Here is a 17,983-nt window from a genome sequence, read left to right on the forward strand (position 1 = left end):
ATAATACAGATTATAAACTATAAATCTTTCTACAATCTTTCCTTATTCAATGAATTCTTACAGTTTTGAAAGATTTTAGCCTTCCATTGGTAGAAACATAGAAAATGTAGAGCCTTTTTGGGGTTTTGACTGAACTTTAATATATCCACCTTGACTTGCAACTATTTCTCTTGCCAAATAAAGCCCTATCCCAACACCCTCTTCATCGTTTACTAAATGCCCACGATAAAATCGCGAAAAAATTTTTACTGTTTCCTCTTCAGTCATACCAATTCCTGTATCTGTAATATCTATACGACAGAAAAGCTGATAAGCTGTTGTAGATATTGAAACATTCCCTCCACTGTGAGTGTACTTAATAGCATTATCTATAATATTATATAGTGCTTCTGCTGTCCATTTAAGATCAAACATTGCATAGATTTCCTTTTTTTCAACCGTCAATTCAATATTTTTAGCTTCAGCCTTTGTCTTTGCTTGTTTTATTGCATTATCTAGAAGTTTATCTATACTACTAAGCTTTGGAGACACAGAAATCACTCCTGTTTCCAATCGAGAAGTTTTTACTAGAGAAGAAATTAAAAAATTTAGCTTTTCAGACTGCTCCATAAGTAAATCTACACATTTTCGTTCTTGCTCAGATAAATCACTTTCTGCTAACAATTGTGTATACAATAAAATGTTTGCAAGAGGTGTTTTAGTCTGATGAGAAATATCTGAAATAAGTTCATTTATTTTTGCTTTTTCTTCTGTAATCTGATCTTTAGTAGTACTGTTCATTGTAAGAAAATGAGCTAATTTTGTTTCTAATGATGACATTTTAGTTTCATCAAAAACACTTTCTATTGGTTTTCCATCTATAGCATTATCTATCATTTCATTTAAACGATCCATAACTTTATTTACTTTAAATATATTCATCTATTTCACCGCCCACAAATAACCAATTCCATAGACAGTTTTGATATATTGTGGTTTTGTAGGAGTGTCTTCAAGCTTATCACGAAGCCTTTTGATGGTAACTGAAAGAGCATTTTCATCTACATATTCTGCACCATCTGTCCAGATACGATCTATCAAAATACTACGTTCTAAAGTAACAGTCTTATTCTCTACAAGCATTCTTAAAAGCTTTTGTTCTGTCTTGCTAAGCTCGATTAAAGTATCATTTTTGAAAAACTCCATTTTGTCAAAATCAAATATAAATCCATCTTGCTTAAAATAATTTGATTTTACGAAGCTCTGCTTTCTTAGCTGTGTATTTACCCTAGCACGAAGTATAGCAAGACTAAATGGTTTTGTGATATAATCATCTGCACCCATTTCTAATCCTGTAACTATATCAGTTTCCATATCATTTGCTGTTAACATAATTATAGGCATAGGATATTCCTTTTTAACTTCACAAAGTAAATCAAGCCCATTTCCATCTGGCAAATTTATATCTAAAATCAATAAATCAAAGTCGCCTTTTGATAGATTTTGTTTTGCAGATGCAATATCATAACATTGTAAAATATCAACCTCTGGATTCTTTAAAGCTAGTGTAATTCCGTTAGATAACGCTTTATCGTCTTCAACTATAATAATATTTTTCAACTGTAAGACTCCTTTATTTAAATAATCTTTATATTTTAAATCTATTTTTACATTCTAACACATATATATTCAAATACTAAAAACATCAGTAGTATTCAATATGGTATTATATATACTTTTCACCATTTCATCAACACTAAGTATTTATTAAGTTTTTACATGGCAATCACCAAATTATGTAAATATAGTTTTACATAATTTAGCCATATATAAAAGCCCACAGTTAAAACCTGTGAGCTTAAAAATTAACCTTTATTATATATTTTAAAGATATTCCATATTATTAAATACTTTTCTCTATAAATACAGATGTTCCATTAGCAAAAACTCCAATCATATTATTTATTAATGTTACAAAATCAAAATCAACACCAATAATAGCATTCCCACCTTGCTTAATTGATGATTCAATTAATTTATTCATAGCAGCTTTCTTTGCTGTCTGTACCTTATTAGCCATAGCATTTGATTCTGTACCAAATATATCATTAACTGCCGCAGAAAATTCGCTAAAAAAACCAGTACCTAATACAACTTGACCACTAACAATACCTTTGTATTCACTGATTTTATATCCTTCAAAATTAAAACCAGTTGTAAGTAAATGTTGTTTGATTTTTTCTTTTAATTCTTTTTCTTTTCTCGCAATTTCAATTTGTTCCTTTTCTTTTTCTATTTCCTTTAGCATATTAATTTCATTCTTTGAAAGTTTATTACTATTATCTTCCAATTTGCTCCCACATTGAAAACACATTTTTATACAAATCATCTCTTCTGTCAATTCTTTCCCACACGTAGGACATTTATCCATCTAACCTGCCTCCTATTTTAGAAATCATAATGATATTATATATTTCTAAACTTTATCGTATTTTAATTATATACATTTTAACCAATATATTCTATATCCTAATATATATTTTATTCATTACACTCTATCTATATAAGTTTAAATATATTTTCTATGTAGTCTTATTCTTAATTTTACCTACATTTAGTAATTGATAATTTTGAGTATGAAAATTTAACCACATATAATTTATAAAAACTTTAAAGTTAATAAGATATGATTAGATATTAAGTTGAATTTTTACTAAGTATTATTCAATAGCTATTAAAGTTATTTTTATAACTTTAATTAATGATTTAATTTCAGCTATCAGCTCTTCGATACTGCTTTCAAGATTTAATATATCCAAAGTTATTGTTATGTTAGCTGCATTATTTATAGGAATATCTTGATTTATTGTTATTATATTTCCCTTAAACTTTGCTATTACCTCAAGTATCTCAGATAAGGTTCCATATTCATGACTTGCTAATATTGAAATTGTAGCTTTTTGTCCCTTAACATCTTCTGTCATCAAAAAAACCTTGTCTCTATATTTATAATATGCACTTCTACTAATACCTACTACCTTAACTCCTTCTGTTATATCCTTCACATATCCCTTATACAATAATTGTTTAACCTTAACAACTTTATTAAATATATCTGGCAATACCTCACCATCTACAATAAAATAATTATTTTCCATAATGTTTTCCCCCTTACTATTTAATTATAATTTTTAAAATGCCTAATTTTTTAATATAAATTCAATTAAATTTTTCAACAATACAATAAAATATAAATTTTGTTAATCCATCAAATTTTGAACTTACGTCTTATTTGTGCTCTTCATAAATACAATCTCCCATTTTTGTGTTTTAGCTTAATTCTTATTAAAGCTATATCCATGATTATCAGTCTTATTTTTTTAATTAACAAAAATAAAGATGTAATTCTAAGAATTTTATTTATTTCTTTATTATAACTAAACATTTCAAAAAACTTAATAAAAAAACATTTTTTTCTTATTTTACTTTGCTATAATACTAACTACATTAACAAGAATACTCTTAATTTATTAAATTATTATAATTAAACTATAAAAGGAGGATAATTAATTTATGAAAAAATTAGGACTTATACCAAAACTTATAATTGCAATAGTACTTGGAATTATTTTTGGATCATTCTTTCCAAGAATAGTAGTGGAGATTCTTGCTACCTTTAACTCCATATTTGGAAATTTCTTAAATTTCGTTATACCACTTATAATCATTGGATTTATAGTTGCTGGAATAGCTGAGTTAGGTGCAAGTGCTGGAAAAATGCTTGGCATAACTACTTTGTTTGCATACCTATCTACACTTATAGCTGGATTTTTTGCTTTTTTTGTATCATCAAAAATATTTCCTTTATTTATAGCTACTACAAAAACTATATCAAATGCAGTCAATCCAGAAGAACATTTACTTCAGCCACTTTTTAAAATTGAAATGACACCTTTAATGCCTGTTACAACAGCTTTAATATTAGCATTTCTCCTTGGCTTAGGTATTGCTGCAATTAAAGGAAAAACTTTATTAAATGCATCTATAGAATTTCAACATATAGTCAAGAAAACAATAGAAAAAGCTCTAATTCCATTGTTACCAATTCATATAATGGGTATTTTTGCAAATATGACTTATGCAGGAGAAGTACGTAAAATATTATCTGTTTTTTGGAAAGTATTCTTAATTGTACTTGCAATGCATATCTTGATGATAACATTCCAATTTGCAGTAGCTTGCTTTGTTGGAAAGAAAAATCTTGTATCTTGCTTAAAAAATCAAATTCCTGGCTATTTAACTGCAATAGGTACTCAATCATCAGCTGCTACCATTCCAGTAAACTTAGAATGTGCTGAAAAAAACAAGGTATCTAGAGGGGTTAGGGAATTTGTAGTTCCTCTTTGTGCAACTATCCACTTATCAGGAAGTACAATTACTTTAACATCATGTGCCATAGCTATTATGCTATTAAATGGTATGCCATTATCATTTGGACAATTTGCTGGCTTTATAGCTATGTTAGGAGTTACAATGGTTGCTGCTCCAGGCGTTCCAGGTGGTGCTGTAATGGCAGCACTAGGAGTACTACAAACAAATCTTGGCTTTAGCGAAGCTCAACTTTCTTTAATGATTGCTTTATATATTGCACAAGATAGTTTTGGAACTGCTTGTAATATATCTGGCGATAATGCCATTGCAATATTAGTTGATGCTTTTAAAGATAAATTTAAACATAAAAATGCTAGTTACTAAAGATACATCTGCAAATGTATCTTAATTAGATAAATTTTAAATTCAGTAGCAATACTGTTTGTGACATTACTTTAAACCCATAATGAAAAATGATTAGGTTTTGCGCACCTAATCATTTTTTGTTTCCTATGTATTCAATTATTTAAAATCTAATGGAATATTTGTTTATTATTAATATCTATATGATAATCTACATAAATAAAAAGTGAGTATTATCAAAAATACTTTAATAATACTCACTTTTATTTGTATAAATATAAACTAGAAAAGTAATTCTCCTGGTTTATATCCTTCTGGTAATTCTTCTTCAGTTAAGAATTTAAAATTGTCATCACGTAATATTGGTAAAAATGCTTCATATGGTGTTTTAGCAAACTCACATCCATAGCTGCTTGCTCCAAACCACTTTCCTTCTTTGCTACTTAAATTTAAATCTCTAGCAAATTTTGTGTTATTAGAACAATCATGAACTGCTAAATCCCAATTTTCTTCATCTGCTATTTTCATGAATTTTAAAGTTAATTCTCTACTCCAAATTGGAGATATATAGCCATGTCTAGATACATACATGTTTTCTCCATAGTAATTATCTATGTTGTTTTCATTTAAATGTAATTCTGCACAGTTTATAAAATCTAATTTTGTATCTAATATTGCTTGTTTTTTCTTAAAGAATCCTTCAAAAAACTCAGGAGTCATTGGAGTTTCAATACCTACATTTTTAATGTATTTTTTTGCTATTCCTATATTTTCAATAACTTTATCTGAACAATTAGATGCTCCTAAATTGAAACGTATTTCATCAAGTCCAGCTTCTGCTAATGCTTTTAATGTTTCTTCTGTAGCTAAAAGCCCATTTGTATATAAATGTTGATGAATTTTCGCATCACTGAATTTCTTTATAACAGAATAGTATTTTTCAATTTCCATAAATGGCTCTAAGTAAACATATGAAATACCTGTAGGTTTATTATGTATAGAAAGAAGTAAATCAATATCCTTTTCATAGAATTTTGTTCCGCCAATTTCCCACATACCTTCACCAATTGGTGGAATATCTCCTAGTTCTCCGTAATTGTAACAGAATTTACATTGTATGTTACATTTATTTGTTTTTCTAATTGCACTTAAACCAGTTCCTAATAAACAAGAACGACATCCTTTTGGGTACTTGCTTTCATTTCCCACAAATAAACTTCTATTCTCTATATTTTTTAATCCTTTAATTTCTGACATTAACATATCGTTTCTATGATCAATTGCTTCTTCAATTTGCGCAAAAGTAGCATAAATAATTTCTTGTTGTTTTGTCATAACTTCCTCTTCTTCTGGCAACATTGCAAAAAACTCAAACCATGACAAAGCATCCTTCTTTGAAATCTTCATAATATATCCTCCTCTAATTAATCTTCATAAAGATTAAATTCAAATCTTCTTTTTGTATTTTTAACATATTCTTCTAAAGGTAAACACACAACTTGTACCTAATACCTTTCGGCATAGTAAAACCCTAGAATGTTTCTAAATACACCCAAGGGTCTCAAATCATTGTAAGTTTAAACTTTTATGTTAATTTTTATTTTTCTTAAGTAATAATTATATAAAATATAATTTAAAATCCGAGTTTGTTTCTCTATAGATGATACATTATTTTAGTTATTGTTTCAAGTTTTTTCTGCTGTAACATACATCAATCCCCTACATTACACTTGTCTATCTCTTATAGTTTATATATGTAACTTTTATATTTTTCCATACTACGTTTAATAAAAAGGCAGGTTAATTACCTGCCTCCATTTCTTCTCTTATTTTTTTAACTTCATTTATATCTAATCCCACTTTTAAAGATATAGTTTCATCATCTAAAATATCCAATAACTTTATAGCTAACTCCAATTTTTCTTCTTTTCTTCCTTTTTCTATTCCTTCTTCTCTTCCTTTTTGTGTGTAATATTTCTTTCTTATTTCTTCTATTGTCATTTTATATACTTAACCCTCGCTAATATATATTTCTATAAATTTTTCTTTAGTTCCTTTACATCTTCCTCTGTAAGTTTTGAATATTTGACTATTTTCTCTATTGGCTCTCCATCTTTTAGCATTTCTATTGCCATTTCTATTTTCCCTTTTTCTATCCCTTCTTCTCTTCCTTTTTGTGTATAATATTTTTTTCTTATTTCTTCTATTGTCATTTTATACACACCCCCACTTATTCTTTTATATTCATTATATTTTTCATCTAATTCTTCATCATTGATTAGAAATAAATATTCTAGAAAATCTACTAGTGCTTTTATTTGCTCATTATTTTTAACTTTATCATAATCCTTTAATTCTTCTGCTAAGTTTATTTTTGCATTAAATATATTCTCATCTTTTGCACCTGTTTCAAGTAAAATTTTAGCCATTTTAAAAACTAACTTTAATGGATTTTCTTCACTTATTTTATTTAAATCTAATGTTTCTATATCTATAGTTTTAAAGTTATATGTTAATATTTCTTTTTCTATCTCTGGTAGTTTATATATGTAACTTTTATCTTTTCCTCTACTACCTTTATATATATAAATAGCTGCTGCTATTATTTCTGATTTATCATTATACTTATATCTAAACTTATTCCATATTCTGTAGAAATATCTAAACATTCGCTCTCCAAATACTTCTCTGTCACTACTGTAACTTTGTACTTCTACATGAATAAATATTATTTTATTCTCATTGTTTTTCAATCTTACTTTTATTATTTTATCTGATATTATTTTTTCACTACTATCTTTATCAAAAATTTCTTTTTGTATTTCTAGTAGTTCCTTATCTAAAGATTCTGTGCCTAATTCCCATGCTATTTTATCAAAGAGTTCTGGAAACAATAATTCTGTGATTTCTACCTCGAATGCTTCTAGTATAGATTTTCATGCGGCATCAAAATCATGTTGTTTATTCAAATTTTTCACGTCCTTTAAATTATTATATACTTAAATATATTATATCCTAAAAAATATTTTTATAACAATATATAAATTTAAATTGAAAGTTTACTCTTCAATTCAAATAAATGCTTATATTTTTCACAAAAAAGAACCTTGACTTCTCAAGGTTCCTTCTATTTCATTTATATGATTTAAAAGTTTTTCTTAATAACTTTTATAATAATTATTGTCATAACTATACTTGTATTAAGTATATATTAATTTCAACTTAAGCTGTAACAATTTCTCCATTTGCTAAATTATTATACTCTGGAGTTTCACTTATTACACTGAATTCTCCATTTTTAATTACTTGTCCATTTTTCATGAGTATTATTTCCTCAAATCCTTCTAATTCTTCTTTTATATCATGAGTTACCATAATAATAGTTTTATCTTCAAGTTTCAGTAACTCATCCATAAGAATTTTAGAAAGTTTCTTATCAACTCCAGTAAAAGGTTCATCTAATAAAAGAACAGACGATTCTTGTATTAGTTTTCTAAAAATAGCAACAGTCTTCTTTTCTCCACCACTTAATTCATTACAGTTTTTACTTTTAGAAATCGTGTTGTATACATACTTATCTATACCGTTTTTTATTTTATCTATTCCTATCATTGAATATGAATCATACACAGTAATATTATTTTCAAATCCATCAGAAAAAATATATTCATTCTGATCTAAATATGCTAAAACATCACTTGTATCAATGTTACTTATATCCAATCCATCTATATAAATATTTCCTGATTCTATTTTATTAATACCTGCTAACCCTTTTAGTATAGTAGATTTTCCAGAACCGCTACTTCCAATAAGTGCATATTTTTTTCCCTTTTCAAACTTAAACGAGAAATCTTTTACTTCAAATTCATCAAATTTAATATTCATGTTTTTTATTTCTATATTTGATTTTAATTCTTTTATTTTCTCATACTGAGTTGTTCCTTCATCACTATCTAAAAGATTTATGAGCTTTTTCCTTACATCTTTTGATGCATTCAATCCATTTATAGCTTTCATTAACATTTGCATAGGTGGTATATATGAATATATATATCCTAGTGATGCTACTGCAGCTCCTATTGTAATTTTTCCTTCAATACAAAGATATGCTGCTAATAATATAGAAATAAAATTTATTAAATATGTTGAACCACCATTTACAACTATAGCAATTGATCTCATTCGTCCATATTTATATTCAATATCGGCCATTTCTCCTAGCTTCTTTTCATGTTCTAATTCTAGATGCTTTCTAGTTTTGTTATTAAACAATCTAATTCCCTGAAGTAAATCAGTAAATTTTAATGTATACAATTCTGTTTTCTTAAGTTCTTCATACTTTTGATCTGCTAATTTTTTTGAAGTGAACCTTGGAAAGATTGTTATGCTTATCACTGATATCACTGAAAGTAATATTGCAATTCTCCAATCAAAGAATAGTATTATAGTAACGCTATAAATAATAATCATATTAACAGCCTTAATAATACTTACCATTCCTAAAAGATAATCTTCATCAATAGATGCTAAATCATTATTGAATATTGATATATACTCTGGAACTGATTTTTCTATAAATTTTTTATTATTATAAAATGTAATTGATCTAAATAAGTCTTTTTTTAATACTCTCCTAAACTCAATACTTCCTTTGCTTGTTATTAAATAATTAAAATAAGCTAATACTGCTATAATAATTAAACTGAACACATATAGAAATATATAATTTCCTATATGTAATTCACCCTTTCCTTCAATTGTATCAAATAAATTTTTCTGAATAACTGGCAAAAATGAAAGTATTATTACTAATAAAGCATCTATTATAATTTGAGATATAAGGTATTTTTTTACCTTCATTATATATTTCTTCATAGTACTCTTCCCCTTAAATTAAGCTTACATAAAAATATATTTGAGCTTTGAACCCTATATATAATTTGTTTTTTGAATTTTCTGTATTTATTTATTCTATTTTCTCCCACATTAAAGAATATTTTTTAGCTCAAAATTTTTCCCTTATCTAAAATTAGGACATCATCAAACTCATCTAAATTATCAACAAGTTTATGTGTTATCATTATAATTGTTTTATTGGTTTTTAATATATATTCTTTAAGAACATTCATATTCTGATTATCTACACCTGCAAACACCTCATCAAATATGCATATTTCTTTATCCTCAAGATAACTTCTAATAAACTTAATACATCCTTTTTGTCCACCGCTCAGTGTTGATGAATTAGGATTATTTTTAATTGGTTCAAGAAATTCTTCTTTTAGATAGCTGTTAATATCCTCTAATTTTTCATCAGAATATGAAGAAAAACATGTGACATTATTATAAAAATCATCTTTAAATATATGTTCTTCCTGACTAATATAACTAATAATTGCACTTACATCTATATCCTTTATATTAATTCCATCAATTAATATTTCACCTTCATCAATAAAATTCTCTTTAATCAATGCCTTCATCAAACTACTCTTTCCAGAACCACTGCTACCTACTATTGCATATTTTTTTCCTTTACTAAAGTTATAAGATATATTTTCCATACAAAAATCATCATATTTTATACTTACATTTTTAAACTCAATTCCTTTATCAAATGAATTTTTCTCAACCAAACTTACTGGTTCAAAATTCATCATATCTCCTACTTTTCCTTTTATTCCTTTGCTTGATTTATATACATTTATAGCATAAATAAAAACTTCAACTGGCTCAGTAAATAAAGTTGTAAACCCAATAGATGCAACAGCTGTTCCAATTGTTATTTCTCCTCTATACATCATAATTGAAGCAATAATAATTACAATTCCATTAATTAGATATGTGGCAGTAGAATTCATTGCGTTTGCAATTGACTCCACATGTTTATATAAAAACTCTACTTTAGCATTATTTTTTATATTTTCATTAAAAACTTTATTAAAATTTTCTCTAGTATTGCTATTTATAAGTTTAAATCCATACATCAAATCTAGTATTTTTGAATTACATTTTCCAGTATCATCTAAATAATCTTTATTTCTCTTTGACAATTTTTCTTCAGTTATTTTAGGAAGAATAAAAGCTGAAAAAATTGCTAAAATTAAAACTACTATTGCCATTTTCCAGTTAACAAATACAAACATTATAACTCCATAAATAATAAACATATTAATTGACTTTATTATATCGACTACAGCGTTTAAATATGAATTAGCTAATACCTTTATGTCATTTCCTTGTATGGATATATACTCCCCTAACTGTTTTGAATGAAATCTTTCGCTACTATAACTCGTAATAATCGAAAAGAAATCTCTTCTCATTTCTTTTCCAACCATTACTCTACTTTTAATACTAAATATCATTGTTACATATGAAAAAAATATAATTGCCCCTATACATATAATTAAAGCTAATATGTAACTCCAAATCCCAACGCTTTCTCCTGCCCCTATTGAATCAAATAGTACTTTTTGAATATACATGAGCATAGAACTAGATGCAGTTACTAATCCATCAGCTACTATACTTATGATTAAACATATTCTTACACTTTTAAAGTATTTTCTCATAATCCCCTTCTCCTAGTTCATTATGTTTTATAACTATTTTTTAATATATTATTGTTTTTAATCTGTGTTCTTCATAGTTAAAGCTTAAAATGTTCCCCTATTTCTAATTTTAACCTTATCTAGATAATTTCCACGGTAATATACATTTAAATTCCTCTTTTTTTTAAAATATTATCAAATTTTTTCTCTGATAATATTTCATGAGTAATGAAATCACCATTATATAACAAAGTAAAAGTTGTAAATGGTGTTGGTGCATTCTGTGCTTGTTCTTTTGTGGTAATATGAATAGATTTGAACCTAACATTTCTCTCTTTTGCCATATTCTCAAGAATTGGAACGTATTTTGCAGTAAATGGACATTGACTTGTGTAATATAATGTAAATCCATCCCTACATACCTCTTTGGATATATCTTTTACTTGAGACTTAAAACATGGTTTTGGTGAGTCCTCATAAAATGGAAAATACATAAGTTCAAAATATGGATTTGCTGTGTCAGCTCTCTTAAAACCTTTATATATTAAATATTTAGGATCTGAAAGAAATCCCTTTTTCTTTGTTGAAGATAAAACAACAAGCCCTTTCTTTCCCTTTTCTTTGCTATCTCTAATACATTCCTCCATAAGTAAATTAGAATATCCTTGACCCTTAAATTTTCCTGACACCCAAAGACAATTAATGTACATATATTCATTAGCATCTATTGGAGACCATGAATTTTCTGCTGGAATATACTCTATAAAGCATTTTCCTCGAACATTACATTTCAAAAAAACAAGTCCTTCATCCAATCGCTCTTTCAACCACAACTTTTTTGACACAACCTGTACATCCTTGTTATTGGCAATAGCACAACAAATATGTTCCGTCTCAAGATTATCTTGTGTAAGCTTTATGAGTTCCATATGTTCTTACCTCCTTTTTAAATTTAATTTCATCTTATCCATATTGTAACTATATTTATAATAATTTACAATTAAAATTTCTAAATGAATATTAAAATTGAGTTTTTAAGTATTTGGATCCAACGCAAAGACCGCCAAGGTTAAAACCTCAGCTACGAAGGTGCTATAGCTTTTTATCCACAATAGAAAAATAAAATGTGACAACTTACCTATATGCCAGGTTTCAACATTACCTATGAATGTTTGAATATATTACCTTACAATTCTAAACTGATTATAAAAGTAAATTTGAGAACAAACTATACTATCAGTAGTATTATTAAAAAATAAATTTATCAATTGAAAAACCTGTTTCTTGGAATACTACTATTCTCATTTAATATTTGAATAATTTCATTTTTCAGCTTGGAACCCTATATTAGGATATATTGTTTTTAAGTATTTATAGATTTGTTATTTCTTTAAATTTCTGCATAAACTAAAAAAGAAGCACCTCTATTTGAGTTGCTTCAAATATAAACTTTATATTATTAATTTTTAAACTTATCTCCAAACATCTATTATCTTTTTTGAATTTCCAAGCACTTTCTTTACTCTATCAATTGATAAAATAACACTTTTACAATTTTCATCAAATAAAGATTTGAGTCTATTAACTTCATAATTAATTGTATCAGTTAAAGCTTGATTTCTTCCCATATTTTTAACACCTGCTGATTCCAATACGGGTTTTATAAGATCTCTATATACTTGTGTAGCTTTTTCAAAACTTTCTTTACTTGAATAGTCTACATTTTCAAAAACATTCATAATATTTTTGGCATACTCTATATTAGTAGCAGTCTGTACATATTTAATACCATAGAATTTATTATCTACATCCACAACTATAGATTTCTTATAATTTTCATCTATTCTTTCTGGAACTGAATTTATAATCTTTTGTATTCTTGCAGACATAGTTGAATTAAGTAGTCCTTGTTGATCTGTATTTAAATTTTTTTCTGCATAAGTATTTACCTTACCTTTAGCTATTCCCATTTCTGCATAATTATCATAATCTAAACCACTTTTTATATTAGGTATAGTAAATTTTGCATACTCCATAACCTTTGAAGAATCCATTAATTCTTTTAAAGTAAAATTTACCCCATTTACACTAAACTCAGTTTTTAAGTTTTCTATTTTATTAGAAACACCATCTAAAGTGTTCTTTTTCAGTTCTTTAACAAGATCATTTATTCCATTTTCTAATGATTGTACATCGTCATTTAAACTACTACTATCACTTAAATTTTTAGTTATTTCAGCTATAAAATTTTTTACATAATAATCATAACATTTTACATCTTCACCTTGAGCTTTTGAAGAAAACACATCAAGATAATCTTTATTTAAAACTTCCTCTTTAATCTTGTAATAACTAACTACCTCAAATTCATTTTCATCTTTCCCTATGCATTTTTCATAATCTATATCTTCCCATGGTATAATTGTTATTTCATCTGGCACACATTTTTCTTTAATCTTATCATTTTTATTTACTAAAGCCTGACTTGTATCAAATTTAATCTTTGTTAAATTTGTTGTACTATTAATATTCATATTTTATCTTTAGTGAAAGAGTTTATGTACCAAACCCTCACTAAAACTCACTTCCTTTAATTTTATACTTTTTTCTCTTTATAACATATTAATAATTTGTCATATATGAAAACAATACTTATATCAATTAGAACAATATAACTAATCAAATACAACTTCCCATTTTTCATTCTTATATGCATCAAAACACATTTTGATTTGATCATAAACATTTTTATTTTCATCTATGATAGGCAAATTATCAAGAGAAAAGAAACCACTTTCAGTTGTTTCATCATTTTCTTTAAAACTACCACTTATTACATAACAAAGAACAAACACTTTAAAAATTCCATAAGCAAATTTCGGAAAATTATGTTTATTTCTATCCTGAATTGCAATAATCCTTAAAGGAATAACATCTAAACCCGCTTCCTCTTTTACTTCTTTAATTGTGTTAGACGCAATTGATTCATTGTAATCAACCCACCCACCTGGAAGTGACCATTTGTCTTGCTCTTTTACAAGTAAAATTTTGTTTTCTTTGAATATTGCCGCTCGTGTTTCTATTTTAGGTGTCTGATACCCAGTTTCATTACAAAACAAACCTTTAACTTTTTCAAGTGGAAGTTCTGTTTTCATACTTATCATTTGTGCCGATATTTCCCTTACTCTCTCAAAACGCTGTTTATCAAACGGATCCTTTGTATATGTTAGGCCATTTTGAGCTATTGATTGCAATTCCATTGCAATCTTTATTAATTCATCTAAATCATTCATAATTTTATCCCCTATTTTATTTCCCCCTTCTTAGAATTTATCTTTTATATTAAATAAGATACATCTACAATATTATCGTTAGTTTTTTTTAAATCATTACCACTTATAACCTTTTTATAATTATTTTTACAAACAGATGACAATCTCTTTAATTTGCCTCTTATAAATATAATCTTAATATTTATAAAGCACATTTTCTAATACTATGTGAAATAACTATTACTCTTATCTCACCTTGTAAAAATGTTAATTTTTATTATTCAATAACTTTTTTATAATAGTTTACTTTATATATGATGTATTTTCTTTTTTCTATAAAAATAACCCTGATTTCTCAAGGTTATTTATATGTTACTTATATAAATTTTTTAGAACATAATAATTCCAAATTACTCATCAATATTTGATACTGTTTATAAGCCATAAATGTGTTAGCGTTCATACCACTGTGCTTGGGATTGCAGCAATTCATAATACCTGCCTTTCATGTTTAACAATTCTAAATGCGTTCCTTCTTCTATTATTTCACCTTTATCCATTACTATAATTCTATCTGCAATTTTAGTCGAACCTAATCTGTGAGTTACAAAGACACATGTTTTTCCAATACTTATTCTTTTAAAGGAGTCAAATACATTAGCTTCCTCAATTGGGTCAATGGCTGCAGTAGGTTCATCTAAGACAATTATGTTATTTGGGCGATAAAGTCCACGGGCAATTGCAATTTTTTGCCATTCCCCACCAGAAAGGTCTTGACCTCCATACTCCCTAGATAGAATTGTGCTCCCTTTTATATTTAATTTAGGTAAACTTATCTCTGTCTTATCAAGAACATCTTCAGTTCCTAGTTCAGATGTAATATTGCTTATTTTTATATTGTCCTCTACTGATAACTTATATTTAATAAAATTTTGAAAAACTGCACTAATCCCTTTAAACTTTGAATCACTTGAATAAGAGTTAAGTGATCTATCTCCATAAACAACCTGACCCTTTGTAGGATCATATAAACCCATAATTATCTTTGTCATTGTACTTTTCCCCGAACCATTTTCTCCTACAATTGCCAGTGATGTTCCCGCCTTAATGGTAAGATTTATGTTTTTAAGTGAACTTACATTAGAATTTGGATAAGTAAAACTTACATCTCTTAATTGAATATCTTGATCTTTAGGAATGTACTCATCTTTACCTAAATCAAAATCTTCATCAAGAAGCCTTACTAAAAATGAAGTATTTGAAATACCTACAAGGGCACTTCCAAGATCCTCAATTGCATCTCTCATCATTGTTGTTATTTTAGAAATAGAATAATAAATAGCTGCAAACAAACCAATTGATATAACTCCTGAGTAAACAAAATACACTAAAAGCATAAGTACACTTAAAAAGCCTATAGAATTTAGTAATTTCATAAACACTGATACCTTAAGGATATGTCTTTTATTAGAAACAAACTCTTTACTAAATTCATTGTTTGATTCATCAAATAGTTTATAAAAATACTCAAATGAACCATTAAGCAATGTATCTTTAAAGTATTCTCTTGATATAATACATTTTTCAAAGTACTCAGTTTGTCTTCTCCTATTGCCCATTTTGTCTTCAAAATCAAAACTTTGCTTTACTCTAATTTTCTCTAACAAGAATGTGGGGATAAAAATTAAAATAATTACAAGTACCAATATAGGATTAATATTCATCAAATATATTAATAAACTTAAAATATATGGTATATATAAAAACAATATCTGTATAATAACACGAAGTCCACTTGGAGCCTCTTCACTGCCAAAGCTTGCTTTTTTCAGCCTATCTATATTAGCTGAATCCTCAAACTCTATAGGTTTCATACAGCTTGTACGATTATGATGTAAAAATTTCATATATCCACTACCACGTCTCCAAAAATACCCTTTTGCCATATACTCAATCCATTCCCCCAATGGATATAATGACAAAATCACTAGTAAACTTAAAATAGGTTTATAAATTGAATTTATTGCCTCTCCATTTGCAACATTTACAATACTATCAAACAATGTCTTTATTAAAACAATTTCAAGGAATCCAAGAATACTCATAAACAAGGAGGATATAACAAGTAGAACAAATGTAATGGGGCTTGCATGCCAAGTATATTTTATTAATCTACTAAGAACCTTTGTCCCAGACATTTTTTTATTAGTCATACATCTCACCTTGCTTTCTAAATAATTGTGCATACACATTATCATTTTCCATCAATTCTTCATGAGTTCCTTTTTCAATAATTTTTCCTTCATCAAGCACAATAATCTCATCAGTTATTTTTGTTGAACCTAACCTATGAGTTATCATAAATAGAGTCTTTTCATTGGCTATATTTAAAAATTGATTATAAATCATACTCTCAGCTGTTGGACTTAAACTTGCAGTAGGTTCATCCATTATCATAAAAGGTGAATTCAAATGCAAAGCACGTGCAATTGCAAGTCTTTGCCATTCTCCCCCAGACAAATCATTACCATCATCATAGATTTTTCCAAGATGACTATGCTCTTTCTTAGGTAAATTATTAACTACTTCATCCAACTCCATAAGCCTAATCACTTCACTAATATCTGCTTCTGAATTTTCAAATGCTATATTCTCTTTTAGTGATACATAATATTTTGCAAAATCCTGAGAAACTACAGAAAATATACTTGTTAGCTCTCCAAATTTATATGACTTTAAATCCTTCCCATTTAAAAGTATTTCACCTTCATAATCACGATACAACCCTACCATAATTTTTACCAAGGTAGATTTACCAGCTCCATTAAGTCCAACCATTGAATAAGATTTCCCCTTATTCAGTGATAAATTAACTCCTTTCAAAATGTATTCTCCAGACTCTTCATACCTAAACCAAAGATCCTTTATCACAAGACTTTCAAAGGGTATTTTATTTTCACACTCCGAGTTTTCTAATCTGTTTCTCTTAAGCTTTGTAAACTCATCTAAATCCTTTGCATACTCATAGTGTTTTGAAAATTCTAAAATTAATTCAGAGGACTGAAAAGCAACTATCTTACTTAAACTAATCATGCTTCCTGCTATAGAAGTGAACATACCTACTGATAACGCACCACTAGATACTTTCAATGACAACATAAAAATAATAAACACAGCTGCAATACTAGCCACAACATTCACCATCATACTGCTTGATGTTTCTTTAGCTAAAACCTTAGTATTATAATTTGACCTAAAAAGGTGAGCTTTCATAAATCTTTTGTTAAGAGAAGGTGCAAATCCAAATAAAGCTCTTTCATTTGCTGTTTCCCTATTAACTAATATCTCTGACAAATAATTCATCTGTCTTGTAACAAATCCAACCTTTTTTTCTTCTTCATAAACCACTCTACCATTCCTGAATGTAAGAAGTATTGTAGG

At 27.2% G+C, this 17,983-nt stretch carries 16 protein-coding genes; 1 reads left to right on the forward strand and 15 read right to left on the reverse strand.

Annotated features, from left to right (window positions below; translation table 11 throughout):
* Positions 1–75: 75 nt before the first annotated feature.
* From BN346_RS09065 to BN346_RS09080, 4 genes are all read right to left on the reverse strand, one after another.
* Complete coding sequence (locus BN346_RS09065) at positions 76–921, reverse strand: sensor histidine kinase (protein WP_203226292.1); 846 nt, start codon at positions 919–921, stop codon at positions 76–78.
* Positions 922–1,599, reverse strand: a complete 678-nt coding sequence (locus BN346_RS09070; protein WP_040328015.1) for a response regulator transcription factor — start codon at positions 1,597–1,599, stop codon at positions 922–924.
* 283 nt (positions 1,600–1,882) lie between these two features.
* Positions 1,883–2,410 carry a YbjQ family protein gene (locus tag BN346_RS21170; protein WP_051540226.1) on the reverse strand — a complete coding sequence of 176 codons (528 nt, stop codon included), beginning with the start codon at positions 2,408–2,410 and terminating at the stop codon, positions 1,883–1,885.
* A gap of 289 nt (positions 2,411–2,699) precedes the next feature.
* Positions 2,700–3,137 carry an ACT domain-containing protein gene (locus BN346_RS09080; protein WP_040328016.1) on the reverse strand — a complete coding sequence of 146 codons (438 nt, stop codon included), beginning with the start codon at positions 3,135–3,137 and terminating at the stop codon, positions 2,700–2,702.
* Positions 3,138–3,552: 415 nt separating this feature from the next.
* On the opposite strand from BN346_RS09080, the gene BN346_RS09085 reads away from it, so the two are divergent.
* Complete coding sequence (locus BN346_RS09085; protein WP_040328017.1) at positions 3,553–4,734, forward strand: dicarboxylate/amino acid:cation symporter; 1,182 nt, start codon at positions 3,553–3,555, stop codon at positions 4,732–4,734.
* 261 nt (positions 4,735–4,995) lie between these two features.
* Here the strand turns inward: BN346_RS09085 and BN346_RS09090 are convergent, their stop codons facing one another.
* From BN346_RS09090 to BN346_RS09135, 11 genes are all read right to left on the reverse strand, one after another.
* Complete coding sequence (locus BN346_RS09090) at positions 4,996–6,120, reverse strand: radical SAM protein (RefSeq protein WP_040328018.1); 1,125 nt, start codon at positions 6,118–6,120, stop codon at positions 4,996–4,998.
* Positions 6,121–6,513: 393 nt separating this feature from the next.
* The gene (locus BN346_RS09095; protein ID WP_040328019.1) at positions 6,514–6,714 is read right to left on the reverse strand and encodes a hypothetical protein; all 201 of its coding nucleotides are present in this window, start codon (positions 6,712–6,714) and stop codon (positions 6,514–6,516) included.
* Positions 6,715–6,746: 32 nt separating this feature from the next.
* Complete coding sequence (locus BN346_RS09100) at positions 6,747–7,607, reverse strand: Rpn family recombination-promoting nuclease/putative transposase (RefSeq protein ID WP_242838413.1); 861 nt, start codon at positions 7,605–7,607, stop codon at positions 6,747–6,749.
* A gap of 328 nt (positions 7,608–7,935) precedes the next feature.
* Positions 7,936–9,591: an ATP-binding cassette domain-containing protein gene (locus BN346_RS09105; protein ID WP_040328020.1), complete on the reverse strand. Its 1,656-nt coding sequence runs from the start codon at positions 9,589–9,591 to the stop codon at positions 7,936–7,938.
* A gap of 125 nt (positions 9,592–9,716) precedes the next feature.
* The gene (locus BN346_RS09110) at positions 9,717–11,291 is read right to left on the reverse strand and encodes an ATP-binding cassette domain-containing protein (protein ID WP_040328021.1); all 1,575 of its coding nucleotides are present in this window, start codon (positions 11,289–11,291) and stop codon (positions 9,717–9,719) included.
* A gap of 146 nt (positions 11,292–11,437) precedes the next feature.
* Complete coding sequence (locus BN346_RS09115) at positions 11,438–12,199, reverse strand: GNAT family N-acetyltransferase (protein ID WP_040328022.1); 762 nt, start codon at positions 12,197–12,199, stop codon at positions 11,438–11,440.
* Between the two features lie 543 nt (positions 12,200–12,742).
* Positions 12,743–13,804, reverse strand: a complete 1,062-nt coding sequence (locus BN346_RS09120; protein ID WP_040328023.1) for a hypothetical protein — start codon at positions 13,802–13,804, stop codon at positions 12,743–12,745.
* Between the two features lie 141 nt (positions 13,805–13,945).
* The gene (locus tag BN346_RS09125) at positions 13,946–14,563 is read right to left on the reverse strand and encodes an NUDIX hydrolase N-terminal domain-containing protein (protein ID WP_040328024.1); all 618 of its coding nucleotides are present in this window, start codon (positions 14,561–14,563) and stop codon (positions 13,946–13,948) included.
* A 44-nt stretch (positions 14,564–14,607) separates the two neighbouring features.
* Positions 14,608–14,757: a hypothetical protein gene (locus tag BN346_RS21605; protein ID WP_158644470.1), complete on the reverse strand. Its 150-nt coding sequence runs from the start codon at positions 14,755–14,757 to the stop codon at positions 14,608–14,610.
* Between the two features lie 237 nt (positions 14,758–14,994).
* Positions 14,995–16,755 carry an ABC transporter ATP-binding protein gene (locus BN346_RS09130; RefSeq protein ID WP_040328025.1) on the reverse strand — a complete coding sequence of 587 codons (1,761 nt, stop codon included), beginning with the start codon at positions 16,753–16,755 and terminating at the stop codon, positions 14,995–14,997.
* The coding region (locus BN346_RS09135; RefSeq protein WP_040328085.1) for an ATP-binding cassette domain-containing protein at positions 16,748–17,983 on the reverse strand (1,236 nt) is incomplete at its 5' end. The genes BN346_RS09130 and BN346_RS09135, both read right to left, overlap by 8 nt.

It is taken from the genome of Clostridium ihumii AP5 (assembly GCF_000612845.1).
Lineage (GTDB): Bacteria > Bacillota > Clostridia > Clostridiales > Clostridiaceae > Clostridium_J > Clostridium_J ihumii.